The sequence below is a fragment of the Saltatorellus ferox genome (genome assembly GCA_007751475.1).
Classification (GTDB): domain Bacteria; phylum Planctomycetota; class UBA1135; order UBA1135.
Genome location: CP036434.1, coordinates 3,928,446 through 3,946,598, shown reverse-complemented (window position 1 = coordinate 3,946,598; position 18,153 = coordinate 3,928,446). Strand labels below are relative to the sequence as shown.

The 18,153-nt window shown below is 68.2% G+C and carries 14 protein-coding genes and 1 riboswitch; of the genes, 6 read left to right on the top strand and 8 right to left on the bottom strand.

Going from position 1 to position 18,153, the window contains the following annotated elements; all coding sequences use genetic code 11:
* Positions 1-4 precede the first annotated feature (4 nt).
* Positions 5-655: a succinate dehydrogenase cytochrome b subunit gene (locus Poly30_RS14080; protein ID WP_419190173.1), complete on the bottom strand. Its 651-nt coding sequence runs from the start codon at positions 653-655 to the stop codon at positions 5-7.
* A gap of 285 nt (positions 656-940) precedes the next feature.
* Between Poly30_RS14080 and Poly30_RS14075 the strand changes: the two genes are divergently transcribed.
* Complete coding sequence (locus Poly30_RS14075) at positions 941-1,609, top strand: histidine phosphatase family protein (protein WP_145198321.1); 669 nt, start codon at positions 941-943, stop codon at positions 1,607-1,609.
* Between the two features lie 36 nt (positions 1,610-1,645).
* On the opposite strand, the gene Poly30_RS14070 is transcribed toward Poly30_RS14075, so the two are convergent.
* The gene (locus Poly30_RS14070; RefSeq protein ID WP_145198319.1) at positions 1,646-1,909 is read right to left on the bottom strand and encodes a hypothetical protein; all 264 of its coding nucleotides are present in this window, start codon (positions 1,907-1,909) and stop codon (positions 1,646-1,648) included.
* Between the two features lie 232 nt (positions 1,910-2,141).
* On the opposite strand from Poly30_RS14070, the gene Poly30_RS14065 reads away from it, so the two are divergent.
* Positions 2,142-2,885, top strand: a complete 744-nt coding sequence (locus tag Poly30_RS14065; RefSeq protein ID WP_145198317.1) for a GyrI-like domain-containing protein — start codon at positions 2,142-2,144, stop codon at positions 2,883-2,885.
* Positions 2,886-2,898: 13 nt separating this feature from the next.
* On the top strand, positions 2,899-3,501 hold the full coding sequence (locus Poly30_RS14060) for an ECF-type sigma factor (protein WP_145198315.1): 603 nt from the start codon (positions 2,899-2,901) through the stop codon (positions 3,499-3,501).
* A 4-nt stretch (positions 3,502-3,505) separates the two neighbouring features.
* Here the strand turns inward: Poly30_RS14060 and Poly30_RS14055 are convergent, their stop codons facing one another.
* The 3 genes from Poly30_RS14055 to Poly30_RS14045 all read right to left on the bottom strand — a co-directional run bounded on the left by Poly30_RS14055 (position 3,506) and on the right by Poly30_RS14045 (position 9,375).
* Positions 3,506-6,175 (bottom strand): serine/threonine-protein kinase, encoded by a 2,670-nt coding sequence (locus tag Poly30_RS14055; RefSeq protein ID WP_145198313.1) that lies wholly within the window; start codon positions 6,173-6,175, stop codon positions 3,506-3,508.
* Between the two features lie 102 nt (positions 6,176-6,277).
* Entirely contained in the window at positions 6,278-7,540 is a 1,263-nt protein-coding gene (locus Poly30_RS14050) for a serine/threonine-protein kinase (RefSeq protein WP_145198311.1), read from the bottom strand.
* Positions 7,541-7,560: 20 nt separating this feature from the next.
* Positions 7,561-9,375 (bottom strand): hypothetical protein, encoded by a 1,815-nt coding sequence (locus tag Poly30_RS14045; protein ID WP_145198309.1) that lies wholly within the window; start codon positions 9,373-9,375, stop codon positions 7,561-7,563.
* Positions 9,376-9,490: 115 nt separating this feature from the next.
* Between Poly30_RS14045 and Poly30_RS14040 the strand changes: the two genes are divergently transcribed.
* Together Poly30_RS14040 and Poly30_RS14035 are read left to right on the top strand one after the other, a co-directional pair.
* Complete coding sequence (locus Poly30_RS14040; protein ID WP_145198307.1) at positions 9,491-10,315, top strand: CvpA family protein; 825 nt, start codon at positions 9,491-9,493, stop codon at positions 10,313-10,315.
* Positions 10,316-10,423: 108 nt separating this feature from the next.
* Positions 10,424-10,663: riboswitch (cobalamin riboswitch) on the top strand.
* Positions 10,664-10,854: 191 nt separating this feature from the next.
* Positions 10,855-12,231: a hypothetical protein gene (locus tag Poly30_RS14035; protein ID WP_145198305.1), complete on the top strand. Its 1,377-nt coding sequence runs from the start codon at positions 10,855-10,857 to the stop codon at positions 12,229-12,231.
* A 135-nt stretch (positions 12,232-12,366) separates the two neighbouring features.
* On the opposite strand, the gene Poly30_RS14030 is transcribed toward Poly30_RS14035, so the two are convergent.
* Positions 12,367-12,999: a hypothetical protein gene (locus Poly30_RS14030; RefSeq protein ID WP_145198303.1), complete on the bottom strand. Its 633-nt coding sequence runs from the start codon at positions 12,997-12,999 to the stop codon at positions 12,367-12,369.
* Between the two features lie 373 nt (positions 13,000-13,372).
* Here Poly30_RS14030 and Poly30_RS14025 point away from each other — a divergent pair, with 373 nt between their 5' ends.
* On the top strand, positions 13,373-15,355 hold the full coding sequence (locus tag Poly30_RS14025; RefSeq protein WP_145198301.1) for a collagen binding domain-containing protein: 1,983 nt from the start codon (positions 13,373-13,375) through the stop codon (positions 15,353-15,355).
* 36 nt (positions 15,356-15,391) lie between these two features.
* On the opposite strand, the gene Poly30_RS14020 is transcribed toward Poly30_RS14025, so the two are convergent.
* Together Poly30_RS14020 and Poly30_RS14015 are read right to left on the bottom strand one after the other, a co-directional pair.
* Entirely contained in the window at positions 15,392-16,006 is a 615-nt protein-coding gene (locus Poly30_RS14020) for a hypothetical protein (protein WP_145198299.1), read from the bottom strand.
* An 8-nt stretch (positions 16,007-16,014) separates the two neighbouring features.
* Positions 16,015-18,147, bottom strand: a complete 2,133-nt coding sequence (locus Poly30_RS14015) for a hypothetical protein (RefSeq protein WP_145198297.1) — start codon at positions 18,145-18,147, stop codon at positions 16,015-16,017.
* Between the last annotated feature and the right edge of the window lie 6 nt (positions 18,148-18,153).

The window sequence follows — 18,153 nt, the reverse complement described above, 5'->3', positions numbered from 1 at the left end:
GGGGTCAGCCTGCAAAGAACAGATAGATCGGGATGCCGCCGAATCCAGCGACAAGAAGCACCGTGATGACACGGCCCGTGATTTTGATGAGGCCCCGGTAGCGCGGCTGGGCGAAACCGAGGGTCTGGAACGCGCTCTGGAACGCGTGCCACATGTGGAACCCGAGGACACCCATCGAGACGAGATAGATCCCGAATCCGATGGGGGACTTGAGCCTGGCCGTGACCATGGCGGCGAGGTCGTACTCGCTCTCGTCCAGGAACTCCTTGGAGATCCGGAAGTCCCAGAGGTGAATGAGGAGGAAGACGAGGAGCAGCGGCCCGGTGATCCACATCGTCGTCGAAGCGACGCTCTTGGCGCCCATGCCCAGCTGGCTCCGGTACTTGTCCGTGCGGGACGCCTTGTTCTTCGTCGTCAGGAAGACGGCGAAGAGCACGTGCACGAAGAAGAGAGCGGCAAGCCCGGCCTCGGCGACCGGTAGCAGCGGGTTGCTCTCGAGGAGATACGCGTAGTCGTTGAACGCCTTGGGGCCCGCGTACAGCGTCAAATTGCCCGCCATATGGACGAGCAGGAAGAGCGTCAGCGACAGACCCGTGACGGCCATCACGTACTTGCGGCCGATCGACGAGTTCAGGAATTTGACGAAAGGATTCATGGAGTGTGCTTCGAGGCGACAGGCGCCCCTCGGGGGGTCCGCTCGGGTCGGATCCGGGGGTCGCGCCGCGCTGAGCGAGTCGGAGCCGGAGCGGGTGGGGGAGTTGAGGGGGGAGAAGAGTCGCAGAATCGACCGCGTCAGGCCCCCACTTTGCCCGCTATGGTATCGGCGCCCACCCCTCATACGGATGCACCCAACGGGGTTTCCGCGATCAAATGCGACGGCTCGCGTCGGACCAGCTGTCACATGGGCTGATTCGGCACGTCCGGTTCAAGGCTCTTCTCGATGACTCGATCCGCTCCGATTCACCCGCAGCTCTTCACCCGGATGCTCATCGCGCGGCACGGCGAGGTCGACGAACACTGGCGCCGTACCGTCTATGGGCGCCTCGATGTCGAGCTCTCTTCGGTCGGGCTGGAGCAGTCCCGCAGGCTCGGAGAGGAGCTCTCCGAGACCCCCATCGACGCGGTCGTCAGCTCGGGTCTCCGCCGGGCGGAAGCGGCGGCGGCCCAGGTGCGAAGTCGGCGACCGGGCCCGGACCTGGGCCGTGTCGACGATGAGCGCTTCGTCGAGATGGATCGCGGCGTTTGGGCGGGCCGCACCGTCGATGACCTCGAAGCCAACGAGCCGGACGCCTACGCCCGCTGGATGGCCTGCCGGGGCGCGGTTCAGGCGCCCGGTGGTGAATCGCCGGACGACGTGGCGGCCCGAGTGCTGCCAGCGTACGGAGATTGGGCGCGGCGATTCCCGGGCGGAACCGTCCTGGTGGTCGCGCACCTCTGGGTCGTCAGGAGCGCGGTCGCGGCCGCTCTCGGGGTGCCCATGGAGCGCTCTGGTCAGCTCTCGTTGCCACCCGGAGGCATTTGCGACTTCCTATGGCCCGTTTCGATAGGGGACTCGGATCCGTCGTCGGAGCCTCCGATCCTCAGGAGTTTCGGGCTGGCTCGCGGCTGACCGACTCTCGTTCCGGATCACGGCCTCCGGACCGGATCAGTTCGGCGAGAAGTCGCCGCCCGGAGGCTTCTTGCTCTTCGGCCCGCCGCCGGGTGATTCGCCCGCCGGGTAGTCCGGGCCGTCGCTGAGTCCCTGGGCTTCGAGCATTCGTCGGAAATCGATCGCTCCATCGCCAAGGTGGGCCGCCAGCCAGATGATGTAGCAATCCACGGGGTCGACGGCGTCGTCGACCGGGAAGGCGGCCTTGCAGGTCAGGTCGCACGGCCGGTCCTTGTTGATGAAGCAGTTCTTGGTAGCCACCCGAGCGTTATAGCGGCTGGCGGGCCCATAAACCCTGACAGCGGCGGAAATCGAAGGCTGGCGAGGTGGCCAGTCACCCGCTCGAGGCGCCATTCATTGCGCTTCATAACATACATTATCCGAAGTAGCGGGTGACCGCTCCGGCCTCACCCCCAGGGATGGGCCCGCCGGCTGGATCGGGAAAGACGTCGTGCGAGGAAAGCTTTTCGCCGGAACTGCCGATCCAGGTCCCATGCAACCCCAGCGTCAGCCCAGCCCATTCAAGCAGCGTCCGTCGGCCCTTTCGTCACGCAGCGCCCTCGCCGGCGCACTGCGGGTCGCGGCCTGCGCCTTCGTTCTCGTCGCCTGGTTCTCGGCCGCCTCGTGCATCGTCACCTCCGACGACACCCAGGCCCAGGTCCGCGCGCAGTCGAGACTCGCCGCCGGCAGCACGACGTCCGATGGCTATGCGACGGGCGGCGAAACGTTTGTGCCGGAGCTTCCGGTCTCGAATCCTCCCTTCCACGAGTTCCACGCCAGCTGGGTCCAGCGGCTCGACGAGCCCTACATCTATCTGGAGCACTACGGTCCCTACACCGAAACGGGCTCGATCCTTCCGGTCGTGATCCGCGAGATGCGGATCCAGGGCCTGGAGCCCAGCGGTCCGCCGTTCTGTCTCTTCTACGACGACCCGGCCGCGAAGCCCGCGGACCAGCTCCTGTCCCGGGCCTGCGTCCCGATCGAGAGCCCGCGGTCGCCGATCACGCCGCTGCGGTACGACGTCCTGCCGAGCCGGAGCGTCGCCTACGCCTACGTCACCGGCCCGTACCCGGAAATTCCGCGCAGCTACCCGCACCTCTTCGCCTACATGGCCCAGAGGAACTTGGAGATCGCGGGCCCGATCCGCGAGGTCTACATCGTGCCGCCTTCGATGGCCAAATCGCCCTCGGACTATCTCACGAAGGTCCAGATACCCTTTCGGAACGGCGATCGATAAGGTCGTCCCTTCGATGACCGACGACACCCGCGCCCTCGACCTCCTGACCCGCGTCCAGAACGGCGACGCGGGTGCGGCCGCGGAGCTTCTCCCGATCCTCTACGGGGAGCTCAAGCGGATCGCGCGCGAGAACATGGGCCGCGAGCGAGTCGGTCACACGCTGCAGCCGACGGCGCTCGTCCACGAAGCGTGGATGCGAATCCTCGGTCCATCGTCCGCATCCGGCGGTTCAGGCAACGCGCCCGCGTTCAACGGGCGGGAGCACTTCCTGAAGACTGCCGCCCAGGTCATGCGCCACGTGCTCGTCGACCACGCACGCGCTCGGAACGCGGACAAGCGCGGCGGCGGCGCGACCGCCTCGGGCGCCCATTCGATCGAGCTGGACGAGATGCTCGACGGCTACGAGTCGGAAGGCACCGATCTCGTCGAACTCGACGACGCGCTGCAGGAGCTTGGCCGCACCGACCCGGATCTCGCGAAGGTCGTGGAGCTGCGCACCTTCGGCGGTCTGACCATGGACGAGGTCGCGGCGGCGATCGGCGTCTCGAAGGCAACGGCCGAGCGCCGGGCGCGGCTCGCGCGCATCTGGCTCGCGAACGCGCTCGGGCACGAGTAGTCGCTCATCGTTCTTCGAGGAGCGCACGGCACTCGGCCAGTCTGGCCTCCACGCGCGCCCTCTTCGGCTGGACGGACGTTCGATGCAGTGCGTCCCCACCGACCGCCTCGAACAGCTCCAGCGCGTTCGCCAGTCGCCGCTCGGCTCGCTCCGCACTGGCTCGCCGTTCGGGCCCCGGGCGCCCTGCGGCCTGGAGCCATTCGACCTCGCCCTGGACGGCTTCGATCTCCGCGCGCGCCAAACGGGTGGCGGCGTACGCCGGGCACGCACGAGAGGACCCGTCGTAGATCGCCGACGCGCGCGCCGCGAGGCGCGCCGCTTCCAGGGTCTCCGAGCGTGCGAGCGCGTGCCGTGCGCGGGCGATCAACAGGTCTGCCGCGGCGACCGGATGCACCTCGTCGTCCATCACGCTGGTCGCTTCGAGGCCGAGGCTGGCCTCCAGCTGCGCCAGGATCTCCAGGGCGGTCTCGCGCCGATCCCGTCCCGGCGCGCGCGCGCGATCGAGGGCCCGCTTCAGACAGGCGTCCGCCTCGGCGTCCCGGCCCAGCCGGTGCAGCCAGGTCGAGAGCGTCATGGCCGCGTTCGCTGCGCGAGAGATCAGCAGTTCGACGGTCGGCTTCTGATCGACGAGCTGAAAGAGCGCTTCCGCGTGATCGATCGCTTCGGGGAGCCAGTCGCCACCGTCCCCGTCCGGGTCGAGGGAGAGGAACGTCAGGTAGCGTTCGCGAACGTGGATGAAGTCGCGCTGCGAGCGGAGCCCGATATCGAGGTGCATCGGGGACACGGCAAAGGCCTCGAACAGCTCGATCGAGGCGCGGTCATTGGCCAGCACGCGCTCGAGCTGGCCCCAGGCTTCCCCGTAGAAGTTCTCGACCGTGTTCGCGCGGATCTGCATCGATCGGATCTGCAGCGCGGCGAAGGGATCGTCGACGGCGGCGGCCAGCCGCGCGAGTCGCGCCTTGACGTCGGCCATGGCTTCTCGGCACGCATCGTCGTCGCAGAGGTTGAAGTACGAAAGACTCTTCAGCTGCGTGGCCTCCAGCGCGACGCGCGCGGGCTCGAATCGGACCGGATCTGACTCGAGCATCGGCGCCACCAGACCCAGTGCGCGATCGCAGGCGCGCAGGCACTCGTGCTCGATCTCGGGTGACCAGCGCGCCGTCTCGATCCCGTGGAGCGCTCGCTTCACCAGCGCGTCGCCGAGCCACATCGAAAGGTGCGGGTCCTGCGCCGAGCGCGCGACCTCGATCCCTGCGTCCAGCAGGCGACCGACCTGGTCATGGGTGTTCGCGAGCGGAGAGATCGCCTGGTAGAGCTCGCGCACGAGCGTCTCCGAGGTTCTGCGCGCGGCGTCGATCTGCCCGGACTCCAGCGCCCTGAGCTGTGTCGCTCGGTCCGTGGCCCGTCGAGCCTGCAGCGAGGCCCAGTACAGCGCGCCGGCGCCGATCGCCAGGGAGCCCGCCACGGCGAGCACGGCGGCGGCCGCCCTCGGCCTGCGACGGGCGAGCCGGGTCGCGCGCTGGGTCAGCGTCTCCCGTCGCGCCTGCACGGGCTCGCCGCGTCGCCAGCGTTCGAGGTCCTCTCGGAACTCCCGAGCGGAGGACGTTCGCTCCCCGGGGTCCCGCCGGAGCGCGGCGAGCACCACGGCTTCGAGGCCGCTGGAGCGAAGCTCGCGCGCGAGGCTTCGCCCGGTGGTTCCGCGCTCCGAGGCGACTGCTTCGAGCTCGTCGCCGTTCATCGATGCGAGCGTTCGGCGCAGGGAGAGGGGGTCCTCGTGCAGCTTTCGCCGCCGCGCTTCCGCCGGGGGCACCCGGGCCACGTCGATCGGAAGGCGACCGACAAGCAGCCCGTGGAGCAGCGCGCCGAGGGACCAGACATCGGCCCGTTCGTCGAGGACTGCGGCGTCCTCCGCGCTGCGAAACTGCTCGGGGCTCGCGTACGCAGGCGTGAACCCGCCGGGCGAGACACGGGCGTGTCCGCCGGGCTGCAGGTCCCCCACCGAGGCGCTGCGTCGGCTGGAGCCGAAGTCGATGATCTTCGCGCGAACGCCGCTGGCCACGAGCACGTTGGACGGCGAAAGGTCGAGGTGCAGCACGCTCGCCGCGTGGCAGGCTTCGATTCCGCGCGCTACCTGCTCCATCAGCTCGACGCGAGCTTCCAGGCCGAGCCGGCGCCGCTGGCAGTAGGCGTCGAGGGGCTCGGCGTCGAGGAACTCGAGCGCGAGCCACTCGGTGGCTTCGTCGAGTTCCCCCGCGTCGATGAGCCGGACCACGTGCGGGCTATCGATCCGCGCCAGCGCGCGCCGCTCGTGGCCGGGTGCTCCGGCTGGGTCACCGCCGAGTTCCTTCGCCATGGACTCGAGGTCGATCAGCTTGATGGCGACCTCCTGGTCGAAGGCGCCGTCGCTGCGCGCCGCCGACCAGACGGAGCCGTGCCTGCCGGTCGCCATCCGGTGGCGCAGCTGAAAGCGTCCCACGTGGCGTCGTGAGTCCGGCGTGGTGAGGGACGGAAGCTCGGGAGCCTCCTTCCGATCCACGGCGAGGAGCCCGCGCACGATCTCCGCCAGCTCAGCGTCCTGCTCCGCAAGGGCGGTCAGGCGCTCGCTCTGATCCTCCGGCGCCAGGTCCAGGAGCTCCTCCAGGATCACGCGAGCTTCTTGCCAGCGGTGGATCATCGGGTGGAAGTCATGGTCTGGATCGAATGGAGTCTCTGGATCGAGTGGTGCACGTTGAGGGGCGCTCCCAGGGGGGCCAGCGCAGCCGAGCGGCCCGGTCCCTCACGGCTTCTTTGGAATCTCCGCGGCCGCTGCGGCTCGAAGGGACGTCGCCCATTCGGTGAGAGTACCGGAGAGCTGCGTGAACTCCCGCGATGACGCGCTTTCGGGATCGCGGGCGCGTCGCCACTCCTCCAGCAGGTCCTCGCAGGCCTGGGCCGTGGTGAGCTTGAGCTCCGGCGCCCCGTGACCCAGCGCAACCTCGGTGAGGGCCCCCAGGATCTGATGGCGAACCGGCTCCGGCGCGTCTCCCGCCTGCACCGTCGCGAGCCCTGCCCGGGCGAAGCGTTCGAGGCTCTGGTTCAGGCCCGCGCGGGCGGACGTGATGAGGGCGTGCTCGATCTCGGCGCGCTGGAGGGCGGCTCGCGCGCTTCGAAAGCGCTTCACGGAGACCCCCACGGCGGCGACCAGAAGAGCCGCGGCGAGCACGGCGGCGCCCGCGAGGTCGCGGTTGCGCCACAGCCAGCGCTGGCTGCGTTTCCAGCGGCCGATCCTGCGGATCAGGACGGGCTTCTCGGACGCCACGTTCTCCAGGTCGAGGGCGAAGCTCGCGGCGGAGTCGTAGCGTTCCTCGGGAATGCGCTGGAGCGCCGTCCCCAGAACGATGGCGAGATCGCCGGTGACGGCGGCCTCCGGCAGGATCGAGCGCGCGACCTTGGCGAGCGAGTACACGTCGCTCGCGGCCGTGATGGTTTCCGCAGCGAGCTGCTCCGGGCTCGCGAACTCAGGGGTCAGGTAGCCGAGCGGACCCTGGGTGACGAAGGCGCCGCTGCCGAGGGCGCGCTCGGTCCAGCGGGCGATGCCGAAGTCGATCAGCTTCACCTGTCCCGCGGCGGTGACGAGCAGATTGCCGGGCTTGAGGTCCCGGTGGATGACCCCGCGGGCGTGCGCGTGAGCGAGCGCGTGGGCAGCCTGGATCACGAGTTCCAGGCGCGCGCTCGTGGTCGGATGATGCGTCGCGCACCAGGCGTCGATCGGCTGGCCGATGACGGCCTCCATCACCAAATAGGGGCGCCCGTCCTGCGCCTGTCCTGCGTCCAGAATGCGCGCGATCCCCGGTGCGTCCATGGCGCCGAGGATCTCGCGTTCGCGCTGGAAACGAGCCGCTAGTTCGCCTTCCTGGAGTTCCTGGTGAAGGACCTTCAGCGCGACCTCGCGCTCGAACGAACCGTCGGCGCGCGTCGCGAGCCAGACGGATCCCATGCCGCCCGCGCCGAGCTGGCGCAGCAGGCGATAGCGTCCGAGGAGGTCGCCCGGGTGATCCATCGGCCGGTGCGGGAGGCGGGCTAGCCCGCGGCGAGCGCCTTGGCTTCGGGCGGGTAGCAGCGATAGATCCGCGCGCGGCCGTCGAGCGTGATCTCACCCCGGACCCGGTCACCCGGTGCCAGCGCGTCGCGCAGCGGAGACGCCACGATCACGGTCAAGACGTCGCCGTTGCTGGCGCGGACCTTGTCGTGCGAGGTCTCGAAGGCGCCGGGCTCGGGGCCCTCCAGCTCCAGGATCTCGTACAGCTCGCCGGATTCAGCGATGCCGCGCGCGCGGTCGGCCTCCGGGACGCGCATGTTGGCGTGGCGCATGCGCGGCAGCGAGAACTCCATGCCGTCGAGGGCGTAGAGGAACTCGGAGCCGAGGTCAACCTCGTGGGCGTCGAGGGCCCAGTTGCAGAACGTGCGCAGGGCGCCGACGAGGGCGACGGCTTCGGCATCAGAGGTCAGCACTTCCTTCTCCTGGAGCCAGAACGTGGCGAAGCGGAACATGTCACGGCCGCGCAGTTCCTCGAACACGCCGATCGGCTTCGCGAACTCGGCGAGGTGTTCCAGCGGAGCGAGCGCTTCGATGTCGGCGTCGGGATCGGTCGCGCCGAGTTCCCATTTCATCTCCTCGATCATCGCGCCGACGACGCCGGGGAAGTCGGGGGCCGGGTCTTCCTTTTCGTCCGGAGGAAGCTGATCGTCGTCGATGCCGAGCTCGGACTCGAGCGCCTGCAGGAGCTGTGCCGGGTCCGTCCCGAGGGCTCGGCCTGCGGTGAAGGCGGCGAGGGCGGCGGCGCGCTGCTCCTCGTCCAGTTCGTCGTCCGGCTCGATCTCTTCTTCGTCGTACACGTCACGCTTTGGCGCGGGGGCGGAGGCCGCCTTCGCCCGGGTGGGGCCCTTGCCCTCGAAGGGCATCGACACGAGTTCCCAGGCTTCGAGCAGGGCGGTGCGCGCGTCGCCGAGGTCGATGTCGGTATCGAAGGCGAGCTCTTCCAGGATCGCGCCGAGCACGTCCGAGGCGCCGTGCACGAGGCTGTCGGGATCGCGTGGTTCGCGGGCGAGCTGGGAGACGGCAGCGCGCGCGCGTGCCTCGCCCAGTCCCGCGGCCACGAGCCGCGCGTGCGCGTCCCCCACCGGGTCCGCCGAGGCTTCGAGCCCGGAGCCGACGGCGGTCGCGCCCACGACCCGGCGCTGGCCTGCGCCGAAGAACATGGCCTCCAGTTCGCCCTGGCTCACGCGGACGATCTTGTTCGCGCCGGTCTCGCGGATCTGGTCGAGGTCGCGGCGGAGCGCCTTCGTCACGTCCTTGCTGGCGAGGATCGCGGCGGCGGGCGACGCGAGGTGCACGCCCTCGCCCGCCGGGTAAAGGCGTCCGACGACGAGTTCGCCGCCGTTCAGGATCTCCGCCACGGCCACGTCACCGAGGGCGAAGCTGCCGAAGCCGGTGAGGTCCCGCATCCAGGCTCCCGCGCCCTTGCGCACTTCCTCGATCTCGAAGATGCCGGCGTGGGAGCGGAGGAGCGCGTCGAGCGCCTGCTCCATCGCGTCCGCGATCTCGGGGCCTTCCTGGTTCCGCGCCTCGGCGACGCGATCGGCGTAGCCTTCGGCGAGTCGGTCGAGCATGCTGCCCCGGAGCGTGGGGCTGTGGTACTCCATCAGGAACCACTCCAGGTGCCGCCTGGCGGCGAGCAGCGTCGCGCCGATGCCCTGTTCCCCGTGGAGCGGGGCGGGGCCGCGGAAGAAGAATCCGATACTCGAGGAAAACTCCTCCGAGAGGACCTCGTCGGACCGCACGACGGCTCCGAGGGTCTCCAAACAGCGCTCAATCGCTCCTATCGCAAGTACCATCCGCGAAAGGTAGCACCAAGCGCATCCTCTTCACGGGTCAGGGGGCCAGGAAAGCCGTGATTCCGGGCCAGTCCGGGCCGATCTTCACCGATGCCCGCCCCAAGAGGGACCTCCTATGATCTACGCGCTCCAAACCATGGCCCAGCCCGGCGCCGAGGCACCCGCCTCCGGCTTCGGTGGCCTTTTCAGCGGCACCCCATGGATCGACCTGGTCGGCATGGGCATCGTCCTCCTGTTCTTCATCCTGGGTCTGCGCCACGGTCTCGTGTGGCAGGTCACCCGTTTGATCGGGATGCTGGTCGCCGTCACGCTGGCGCGCAGCCTCAGCCCCGAGTTCGTCCCGCACGTGGAGCAGGCGCTGAACCTCCCCACTCGGGCGTGCCAGGGAATCGTGTGGTTCCTGGTCTTCCTCGCCACCTTGCTCATCACGGCGATGATCGGGATGGTCGGGCGCCGGGCGCTCGAGGCGGTGCATCTGGGCCCGATGGATCGGATGGGCGGAGGCCTGGCCGGTGCCTTCACGGGGGTCGTCCTGCACTGCGCGGTCCTCGTTCTGCTGACCTCCCTGGGGACCACGGACTGGGCGACCAGCATGCTGAAGGGGAGCGCGAGCGCGAGCATGCTCGACAACCTCTCCCGCAAGACCCACGTCCTCCTCGACGCCCAGGCCGCCGAGCGAATCATGGAGCCGTGGGGCCAGTCCTACGACGTCCAGCGAGCAGAGGAGCTCCAGCAGGCGGCCGAGATGGAGCGCCGCCGCCGCCTCGACAGGGCCGAAGAATTCCGCCGGAAGTATGAGGCCGAACTCCGCAGCGCGCAGTCCGAGGGCCGGCCGCCGCGCCTGGAAAGCGCGACCGTCCGTGGCTCGGGAACCCGCCCGACCGCCGAGGAGGCCCAGCGCCGCCTGCGGGAGTCGGAGAAGGGCTTCAAGATCCGGTAGTAGCGGCCCGGACCTCCGCCCCGGATCGGTCTTGTTTCGAATCAGAGCCCGCGCCCGAGAAGAACCTGAAGAGTTCCTCGGGCGCGGGCTCTGTCATGCGCTACTCTGTCACCTCACCCAGCGTTCGAACCGGGGGAAGCAGGTGCGATTCCTGCGCGGTCCCGCCACTGTAAGTTGCATGGGTGTTCGGCTCCTGATCCGCTTCGGCGGGGTTGGATCGGAGAGGGACGTGGTCTCTCCTCGGTCGGTCACTGGGAAGCCCCGGGCGCAAGCTCGTGGCGACCTGGGAAGGCTCGGGCCGGGCACTCGACGTGACGAGCCAGGACATCTCGATCGATGCGCTAACCGGATAGCGGGCCCGCGGGTAACGGTCTCGCCGCATCGAGCGCGTCTTTGGCGTTCCTGTGCACAAGCTCCTCTTCGCCTGTCCACGGCGAGGAGCGAGGGGCGTCGTGCGAGGACCGTCGGCGATGGCGTGGAGTACGGCGTGTCCGAGCCAGCGTGGCTTCGTTCTGCGGAAAACAGAACCACTCCACCCCATGCAACTTCACGCAATCGCGCGCGGCGCCGCCGCTCGCCTCTCGTCCCTCGCGCTCTCCTTCAGCGCGTCCGCCCTCCTCATCACCGCTCCGGCTCACGCCGCTCCGCAGCAGCTCACGACGGTCGAGGACGGCTACCAGGTGGGCCCCTCGGCGTCCCTTTCGGACCTCTGCGCCGACGGCCCGAGCTACGCCTCGTTCCTGGACGGCTCCTACCTCGTCTTCGATGGCTACGACGTGGAGCATCGCGGCGCGAGCGGCGCTCTCCTGCGCCGCTACGCCAGCTTTCCGTTCTACAGGTTCCCGAGCTTCGTGATCCTGAACGACGCGGCCACCGTCGCCTACTTCGGGGAATCCTCGAACGGCAACGTCTACGAGCTGGACCTCACGAGCGGCTCCGTCTCCCCCATGGGAGCCTTCAACTTTGTCTTCGACATGGCGGTCGATGACGCAGCGGGCTTCGGCTACGTCAGCGCAGCGACGGCGGGCTTCGGCCTCAATTCCGTCCACCGCATCGACCTCAACACCTTCGCGTCCACGGAGGTCGTGAGCCTGATCGGCTTCTCGGGTCCCGTCACGGTGGACGCCGCCGGCGATTTGCTCGTCGCGCGCCTGCCCGACACGTTCCCTTTCCCGAACGACTCGGTGAGCGTGCTCCGTTTCGCGGCCGCGGATCTCGCGTCTGGGACCCTGCAGCTGGAAGCGGACGCCACGGTGGAGGTCGCGAACCTCGACGGCCTCTCCTCTCTCGTCTTCGATGATCGTGCGAACCAGGTTCTCTTGATGGAGACGAACACCGGCACCACGGGCTTCGACACGATCCTGTGGAAGCAGCGCGTGGGCGGCACCCTTGAGCGAATCGCGGAGACGTCGGGCTTCGCGGGCGGCCTCGAATTCCAGGACGGGAACATCGGAACGGAGTTCGGTCCGTTCCAGCCCAACTACACGAGCCTCACCTTCATCGAGTCGGACTGTTTCAATTCTGGTTCGTTCAACCGCGCAGAGATCCGCCCCCTCCGCCCCGTCGCATCCTTCGACGGCCCCTCCCTCGGGGCCTCCGGCTCGGCAAGCTTCGAACTCACGGGTTGCCCTGATCTGGGCTTCGCGTCCCTCTGGATCGCGCGCGCCGGCGCCCTGACGACGAACGACGTGATCGTGGACCTCGGAGGCACGTCCCCCATCGCCCTGCGAGCCCCCCTGGCCAACTTCGGCCGCCGTTTCCCGATGATCCCCCTGAACGGAGCGGGCGGCCTGTCCCTGCCGTTCTTCCAGGACGCAGCCATCGAAGGCGGCCTCTTGGCGCAGTTCCTGATCTTCGACGGAAACGGTGTCCTTCTGACGACCTCGAACTTCACGATCAACCGCTCGAGCTTCTGATACTGACAGGTGTCTCCTCCTCAGGGGGAGGGACATGTCTCTGAAGGGCCTCTTCGCTTCGGCGGAGAGGCCCTATCCACAGGGGCTATGTTCATAGGTGCCCTTGCTCCATAAGAGACGGGCAGCACTTCCATCTCACGCGTTCTGTCTGACCGACGCAGCGTCCACGCTCCATATCAACGTGTGTCCGTCTGCGACCACGGCACCATTCGGCGTGACCCGCTCCGCAATCCATTCGAGCATCTCGCGCCCGATCACATCCTCCGCTGACCAGTGTTCGGAATCAAGCTGGCCCACCAGACGCGCGCCGCCCTCATCCGTGCGCGTCCACTCCCATCTCCATGCCAGGGCCAGGCCTCCGTCCTCTCCGCTTGCTGCGATCAGTAGCGCCGCGACCGACCAAGCGAGCTGCCAGCCATCCAGCGCGGACGGCGCGGTGAGTGGCGGGTCGCCCACCGATCGGATGGCGCCTCCGTGCCGCGTGAGCGCCTTGCCAGCGAGGTCCCACAGGATCCTCACCGAGCGATCGTCCCTCCGCGAGAGCAGCATGTTGGCGCCGCCTGCTGTTGCGACGACCGCGAGCGCGAACCCGAGGTCGTCCATCATCGCCGAGGTTCGCCCTAGATCGTCAGCGCGGCTGTTGAACATCGCTTCCCCGCCCGGCAGTTCGAGAATGGCCCGGAGGCCCACCAAGAGCTGGGTCGCGTTGTTGACCTCGTGGAGTAGGACCGGGAGAAGAACGCGAGCCGTCGGATCGGAAGGAGTCATACGGATCGCAGTGTAGCGCCGGCCAGCCAGCCGCTGAATGTCCGGCTCCGGAACGACTGAATTCGAGTACGGGAGCGCCCCGTGGGGGCCAGAAGAGCGCGCTGATTTGACCTTCAGCGCTGCCTTGCGCTACGCAGGATGAATGAAGCAGCAGCTCACCCAAGAGAAGTCCCGCACTCCCAAGACCCGTCTGGCTGCATGGAGAGCTCGAGATGGGCTCATCCTCCTGGTTGGCGTCGGGGCGGCGGTGGTTTTGGCCTTCCTGATGAGGGACGCCCGCGACCCGCTGCTCAATACACCGATGGTTGCGGGAACGTCGGGAGGCGGTTTCGCTGGCACGGGCACGGAGAAACGCGGCGCTGAATCCGTCTGGATGAATCGAGACGAGGGTCAGGAGTTGGAACGCGTCGAGCTCGCGGTGACGGACGTCGTGGCACGAGAGCCTCTCGCGCGACCCGGGATCGAGTCGGATGAAGGCCCAGAGGGCCCGGCTGCCGTGGAGCAAGGCTCGAAGCCGCGGGGATCAAGAGTCGCCTTCATCGCCGATACCTCGGGTGCGTCCAGATCCACGGTCGAGGTCCTGCGAACCGACCTGGCTGGAGCCGAGGTGCTCTCCCTGGAGATAGGCCTTGACGCAATGGGCGGCGAGGGTGACACGGCGGCAGCAATCTTGGCGGCGGGCACCTACCGCGCCGCCCTCGTGCTCGATGGTCTCTATGGTCCTGCAGTCCAGTTCACGGTCGAAGACGAGGCACGCTCGGTATCCCTCGCCCCGCCGATTCCATTCGTGCTCATCTTCCCGGTCAAGCCGACGGCCTCGGATGAAGTTCTGGTGGACGGGGTCCTCGTCTCCGTCAAGCGCGTCGACCTGGATGGCTTCGGCCTGGAGGCGCCCAGGAGAGACTTCTTGCCTGCGACGGCGACGGGCCTCGTGACGGTGACGGACCTCACCTTCGGGCAGTTCGAGATCAGCGTCTCAGCGCCCGATCACCAGACCGTCACCGAGATCATGGAGCTTCCAGGTCGCTGGAGCGCTCAACTGGATTCAGGCCACGAGATCCAGCTGAACGGTTTCGCACTTCACCCACCTTTTTCCGTCGCCTTCAGGCTGGAGGATGTTCCGCCCGAACTGAGCCAAGCGGACTTTCAGATCGCCCACACACACATGGGCGAGAAGGTCAGCTTCGATGCGATGGGGAAGGCCAGCCTTAGAGTTCCTTCCAACTGCGAGCCGCTCTACATCAAGATCTGGTTTCCGGACGGCTCCGTCAGCGTGCGCTATCTGGACGGGGGCCTGCCAGGTCCCGGGGAAGAGCACGTGATCTCTGTCCGACGTGACTGCAACCTGGAACTCGACGTGCGCTTCGATCCCAAAATTCGCAGTCAGCTCGAGGGCGCCGACGTGGCCGTCCAGGTGAGCTACCTCGACGGCAACGGCGACGCGGTGATCCTGGGAAAGGAGGTGAAGGGCGACGGCGTGGTTACGCTGGAGGGGCTTCCTCCAGGGGAAGCAGTGGCAAGCCTGTCCGTGGTGGATGAGGCCACCGCCCTATCCATGGTCTGGCGTTGCGAGCCGATCGCCCTGCGCGAGGGATCCTCCAACCACTGCTCACTCGACGTGGCGGAGTTCCCGCTCACGGTGAAGTTCGTCGATGGCGACGGTGAGCCGGTGGCCGGATTTCATGCGGAGGTCTACCGCGTGCCGAACACGACCACGTGGATGACGGGAGGCCCATCGGATGAGAACGGGATCCTACGGCTCCCTCGTGCCACAGAAGGTACCTACACGATCCGTGGGAACTCCAGGGACTGGTCGTACAGCCTCCTCGACCAGAGGATCCAACTCAGTACCCCGAACGCGTCGCTCGAGGTCGTCCTCGCCCCCATACAGTCCGTCGAACTAGAATGCGAGGTCGCCGGCCGACCCAGAAGCGGCGCGTCCTTCGACATCCACGGGCCCGACTGCGAGATCCGCTTCCTCACGCGCGAGACCGACGAAATGGGGAAGACCGCCCCCATGCAACTGGTGGCCGGGAGCCGCGCGCGCGCCACGCTCAGAACCCCAGGACTTTGGATGCCCGACCGCACGTTCGAGCTGCTTCCTGGCCGGAATCTTGTGACGGCCTGGGACCTGGGCGTCATCGAGGGAAACGACCGTCGGCTCCTCGCAGCCTGCATCTCAGCCCTCGGCCCGAGCCTCGAGGAGTGGGCGGCGTCCGGTGCAATCGAGGTCCAGGCTGAGGGTGACCGCGGCTTCCGGGTCGAGGTGCCAGCGTGCGCCTACACCCTGGAGGTCCCCGGGGCTGATCCCCGGAAGTTCTCGGTCCTCAGGGGAGAAACCGTCCGCCTGCCGTAAGCCATCTTCCTGCCAAGGCCCGCATCGTCCTCGCGGTCAGAACAGCTCTGCTTGCTTCGACTTCGGGGCCTTCTTCGGGAAATCGCCCTCGATCTCCGCTTCTACCAGAGCCAGCAGCGTCATCAGTGTCGCCAGGCGCGCGTGGCTCGACCACTCCACTTCGGGCGGCGCTGGCACAGCTGTCTCAGCGGCCTCGGCTGGCTCCTCGGCGCGCGACCCCTTGCCCTGCACCAGCTCCCGCACCGGATCCGATAGCGTGTAGCCCTCGATAAAGCTCTCCGGGTTGGGCACCCTCAGGTCCCCCACTTCCCGCAGCAGCGCGTTCTCCGGGCTCAGCAGGAACCGCCTCGCCTCCATCAGAGCCCGCGCGCCTTCCGGGTCGCGCTCGGGCGTCGTGACGGTCAGCGCCTTTCGGAACGCCGCTTCGATCGATGCCGCGTCCCTCGCTTCGGCGGCTTCCACCCCGAGCCGCGCCCACGGGTCGTAGATGACCTCCCGGTCGCTCGCGGCAAAAACCGGCGGCAGCGACGTCTCGGTGTCCTGCGCCGCCAGGCTCAATCGGGACTCCGGCGGAGCCGAGGGCTGTGGCTTGGACTTCGCTCGGCCAAGCTTGGGGAGCTTGAATGCCGCTGGCTTCCGTTTCTTTCCCATGGTTCGCCTCAGCGCCTCCGGTTGCCACGCATCATCGACTCGAGAATCACCTCGATCTGCAGAGGGTCGATTCCCTGCAGCAGTCCGTCCAGATCGTCCTCCTCGTCGCCACCCTCCACCATCTCGCGGAGGCTCTCCCACGCCGGGGACCACTCGAGTTCGGAATAGGATTGGAGCCAGGTGAGCAGCGCCTCGCCCGTCACCGTCCCTCCGAGCATCAGCTGGATGGCCACCTTGCCCACGGTCTCCGCGGGTTGTCGATCCAGGAACGCCGTCAGGGACGTGCTCCAATCCTCCATGGGCAACGCGCTCCACCGGGCGCGCGCCGGGGCGTGGTTCACGAACCAGCCTGCGTCGGGATCGCTGTACATCACGCACTCTGCGACGATCGTGAGCGCCGCGATGATGGCCTCCCCCGCGCCGGCCTTGCGGATCCAGCGCCCGAGGGCCCTGAACGCGCCGGCGGCGAGCGGTGCGTCACCGAGGAGCATCGCGAGCCGAAGCCGCTCGTGTAGCACGGATCCGCCGCTCCCATCGAGCGCGGACGCCTCGGCCTTCGCCGTCTCCACAAGCATCGCCAGGGTGACTGCGTCGACGGTCTTGCCCGAGGTATTGCTGGCCGTCATGAGCGCGAGGTAGAGAAGCTGCAGGTCGACCCTGGCGCCGGTCTGCCACTTCTTCCCGAGCGCTTCGAGCGTCCGCTGCAGCTGCCTCTGGAACTGCCGGTTGCCGCCACCGAACCGCACCGACTGGGTCAAGGCGACGCCGAGCGGCTCTGCCAGCTCCTTCGAATCGCCGCGTTCCAGGAGCTGCAAGCATTCCTGGAGCCCACTCGCCGGCGGACCGATCGTCGCGAACATCCACCCTCGCCAGAGCGCCAGCACCGTCGCGTCGCCGCCTTCCGCGAGCCAGCGGTCCCCCACCTCCTTGAGCGCCTTCTCGCACTGGGCGAACGAGAGCTCTGCCCCGATCTCGGCCAGCCAGAACTTCTTGCTCTCGGCCGGGGCGTCGCCGAGCAGAGCGTGGGCCAGGAGGCTCCCAAGCCCCGGACCTTCGTAAAGGCCCTCGGCGGCCTGCGGGGCGAGCCGGGTGGCCAAGGCGATCCGCTCCCTCAGCGTCATCGCCGCCGTGCGCGTCCAGAGGTAGCCAAGGCTGTCCTTGTCGGGGTCGCCTAGCAGGACGGAGAGCACGGCCTGGAGCCTCTTGAACTGACCCCCGAGCGTCCTCTCCTTCGGTCGCGATAAACGGTCACGCAGCAGGTCCTCGGCGCTTTGCACCGCCCCGCGCGCGCTCCCCAGGCGTCCTCCGTGAAGTGCCAGGTACGTGGCTTCCAGGAGACGTCCTGCAAGCTGTTCGCGCTCCGCTTCGGTAAGGGACGCGCCGCGCCTGGAAACCTCGTACGTCATGTCCGAGGTCCACACGCCCGTCGCTGGCGACACAAGGAATTGATCCAGCATCGCCTTGCCGAATTGCCTGCGAGCGCGGCGTTGGACCGGCGGCGCCACCTTCTCCGGAACGTCAAGGTCCACCCAGTCCGCGGCCTGCCACGACCGGAACTCTGCGCCTGCGCGACGGAACTCCTCGGCCAGCAAGCTGGCGATCCCCATCGCTCCCTCCCGGCGCAGCGTCTCGGCCTTCCAGGCCAAGGCCGCGTGCATCGAGCGTTCTTCCAGCGCCTCTCGCCGGTCCAGATGGAGCAACGTGCCCGTCAGCGTCGTGAGCGCCGCGTCGAGCAAGGGCCTCCGGACGGCCGCCTCCACCACCTTCTTCGGCCGCGTGCGTCGGTCGCTGTTCTTGGCAGCCATCCAGAGCCGCAGGAAATCCAGGGCCGGGAGAGGCGCGTTCTCGACGCCGAGGAGCTTCAGTTTCGCCCGAAAATCCGTCGCTGAAATCATCCCTGGCTTCTGGGGCGCAAGCTCCGCCAGCGCGCGTGCCGCCACATTGGGCGCCTTGGGGGCATGTTTCTTCAGCGCATCGCCCTCGCCCGCGAGAGTCAGCGCGACGGCGCGAAAGTACCAGCGCAGCCGCTCTGGCAGCAGCGCCTCACCGGCCTCGATCCCGGCCTGGCCCGTGCTCTGCGCGAGGGCCGATTCGGCCGCGCGCCACTGCTGCCACAGCTCGTTGTGCGATCTCGAGGTCATCGGGAA

Bases quoted from the DNA above. Each gene is read 5' to 3' on its own strand.
- Poly30_RS14080 (WP_419190173.1), bottom strand. From the start codon at position 655: ATGAATCCTTTCGTCAAATTCCTGAACTCGTCGATCGGCCGCAAGTAC.
- Poly30_RS14075 (WP_145198321.1), top strand. From the start codon at position 941: ATGACTCGATCCGCTCCGATTCACCCGCAGCTCTTCACCCGGATGCTC.
- Poly30_RS14065 (WP_145198317.1), top strand. From the start codon at position 2,142: ATGCAACCCCAGCGTCAGCCCAGCCCATTCAAGCAGCGTCCGTCGGCC.
- Poly30_RS14060 (WP_145198315.1), top strand. From the start codon at position 2,899: ATGACCGACGACACCCGCGCCCTCGACCTCCTGACCCGCGTCCAGAAC.
- Poly30_RS14055 (WP_145198313.1), bottom strand. From the start codon at position 6,175: ATGATCCACCGCTGGCAAGAAGCTCGCGTGATCCTGGAGGAGCTCCTG.
- Poly30_RS14050 (WP_145198311.1), bottom strand. From the start codon at position 7,540: ATGGATCACCCGGGCGACCTCCTCGGACGCTATCGCCTGCTGCGCCAG.
- Poly30_RS14045 (WP_145198309.1), bottom strand. From the start codon at position 9,375: ATGGTACTTGCGATAGGAGCGATTGAGCGCTGTTTGGAGACCCTCGGA.
- Poly30_RS14040 (WP_145198307.1), top strand. From the start codon at position 9,491: ATGATCTACGCGCTCCAAACCATGGCCCAGCCCGGCGCCGAGGCACCC.
- Poly30_RS14035 (WP_145198305.1), top strand. From the start codon at position 10,855: ATGCAACTTCACGCAATCGCGCGCGGCGCCGCCGCTCGCCTCTCGTCC.
- Poly30_RS14030 (WP_145198303.1), bottom strand. From the start codon at position 12,999: ATGACTCCTTCCGATCCGACGGCTCGCGTTCTTCTCCCGGTCCTACTC.
- Poly30_RS14025 (WP_145198301.1), top strand. From the start codon at position 13,373: ATGAATCGAGACGAGGGTCAGGAGTTGGAACGCGTCGAGCTCGCGGTG.
- Poly30_RS14020 (WP_145198299.1), bottom strand. From the start codon at position 16,006: ATGGGAAAGAAACGGAAGCCAGCGGCATTCAAGCTCCCCAAGCTTGGC.
- Poly30_RS14015 (WP_145198297.1), bottom strand. From the start codon at position 18,147: ATGACCTCGAGATCGCACAACGAGCTGTGGCAGCAGTGGCGCGCGGCC.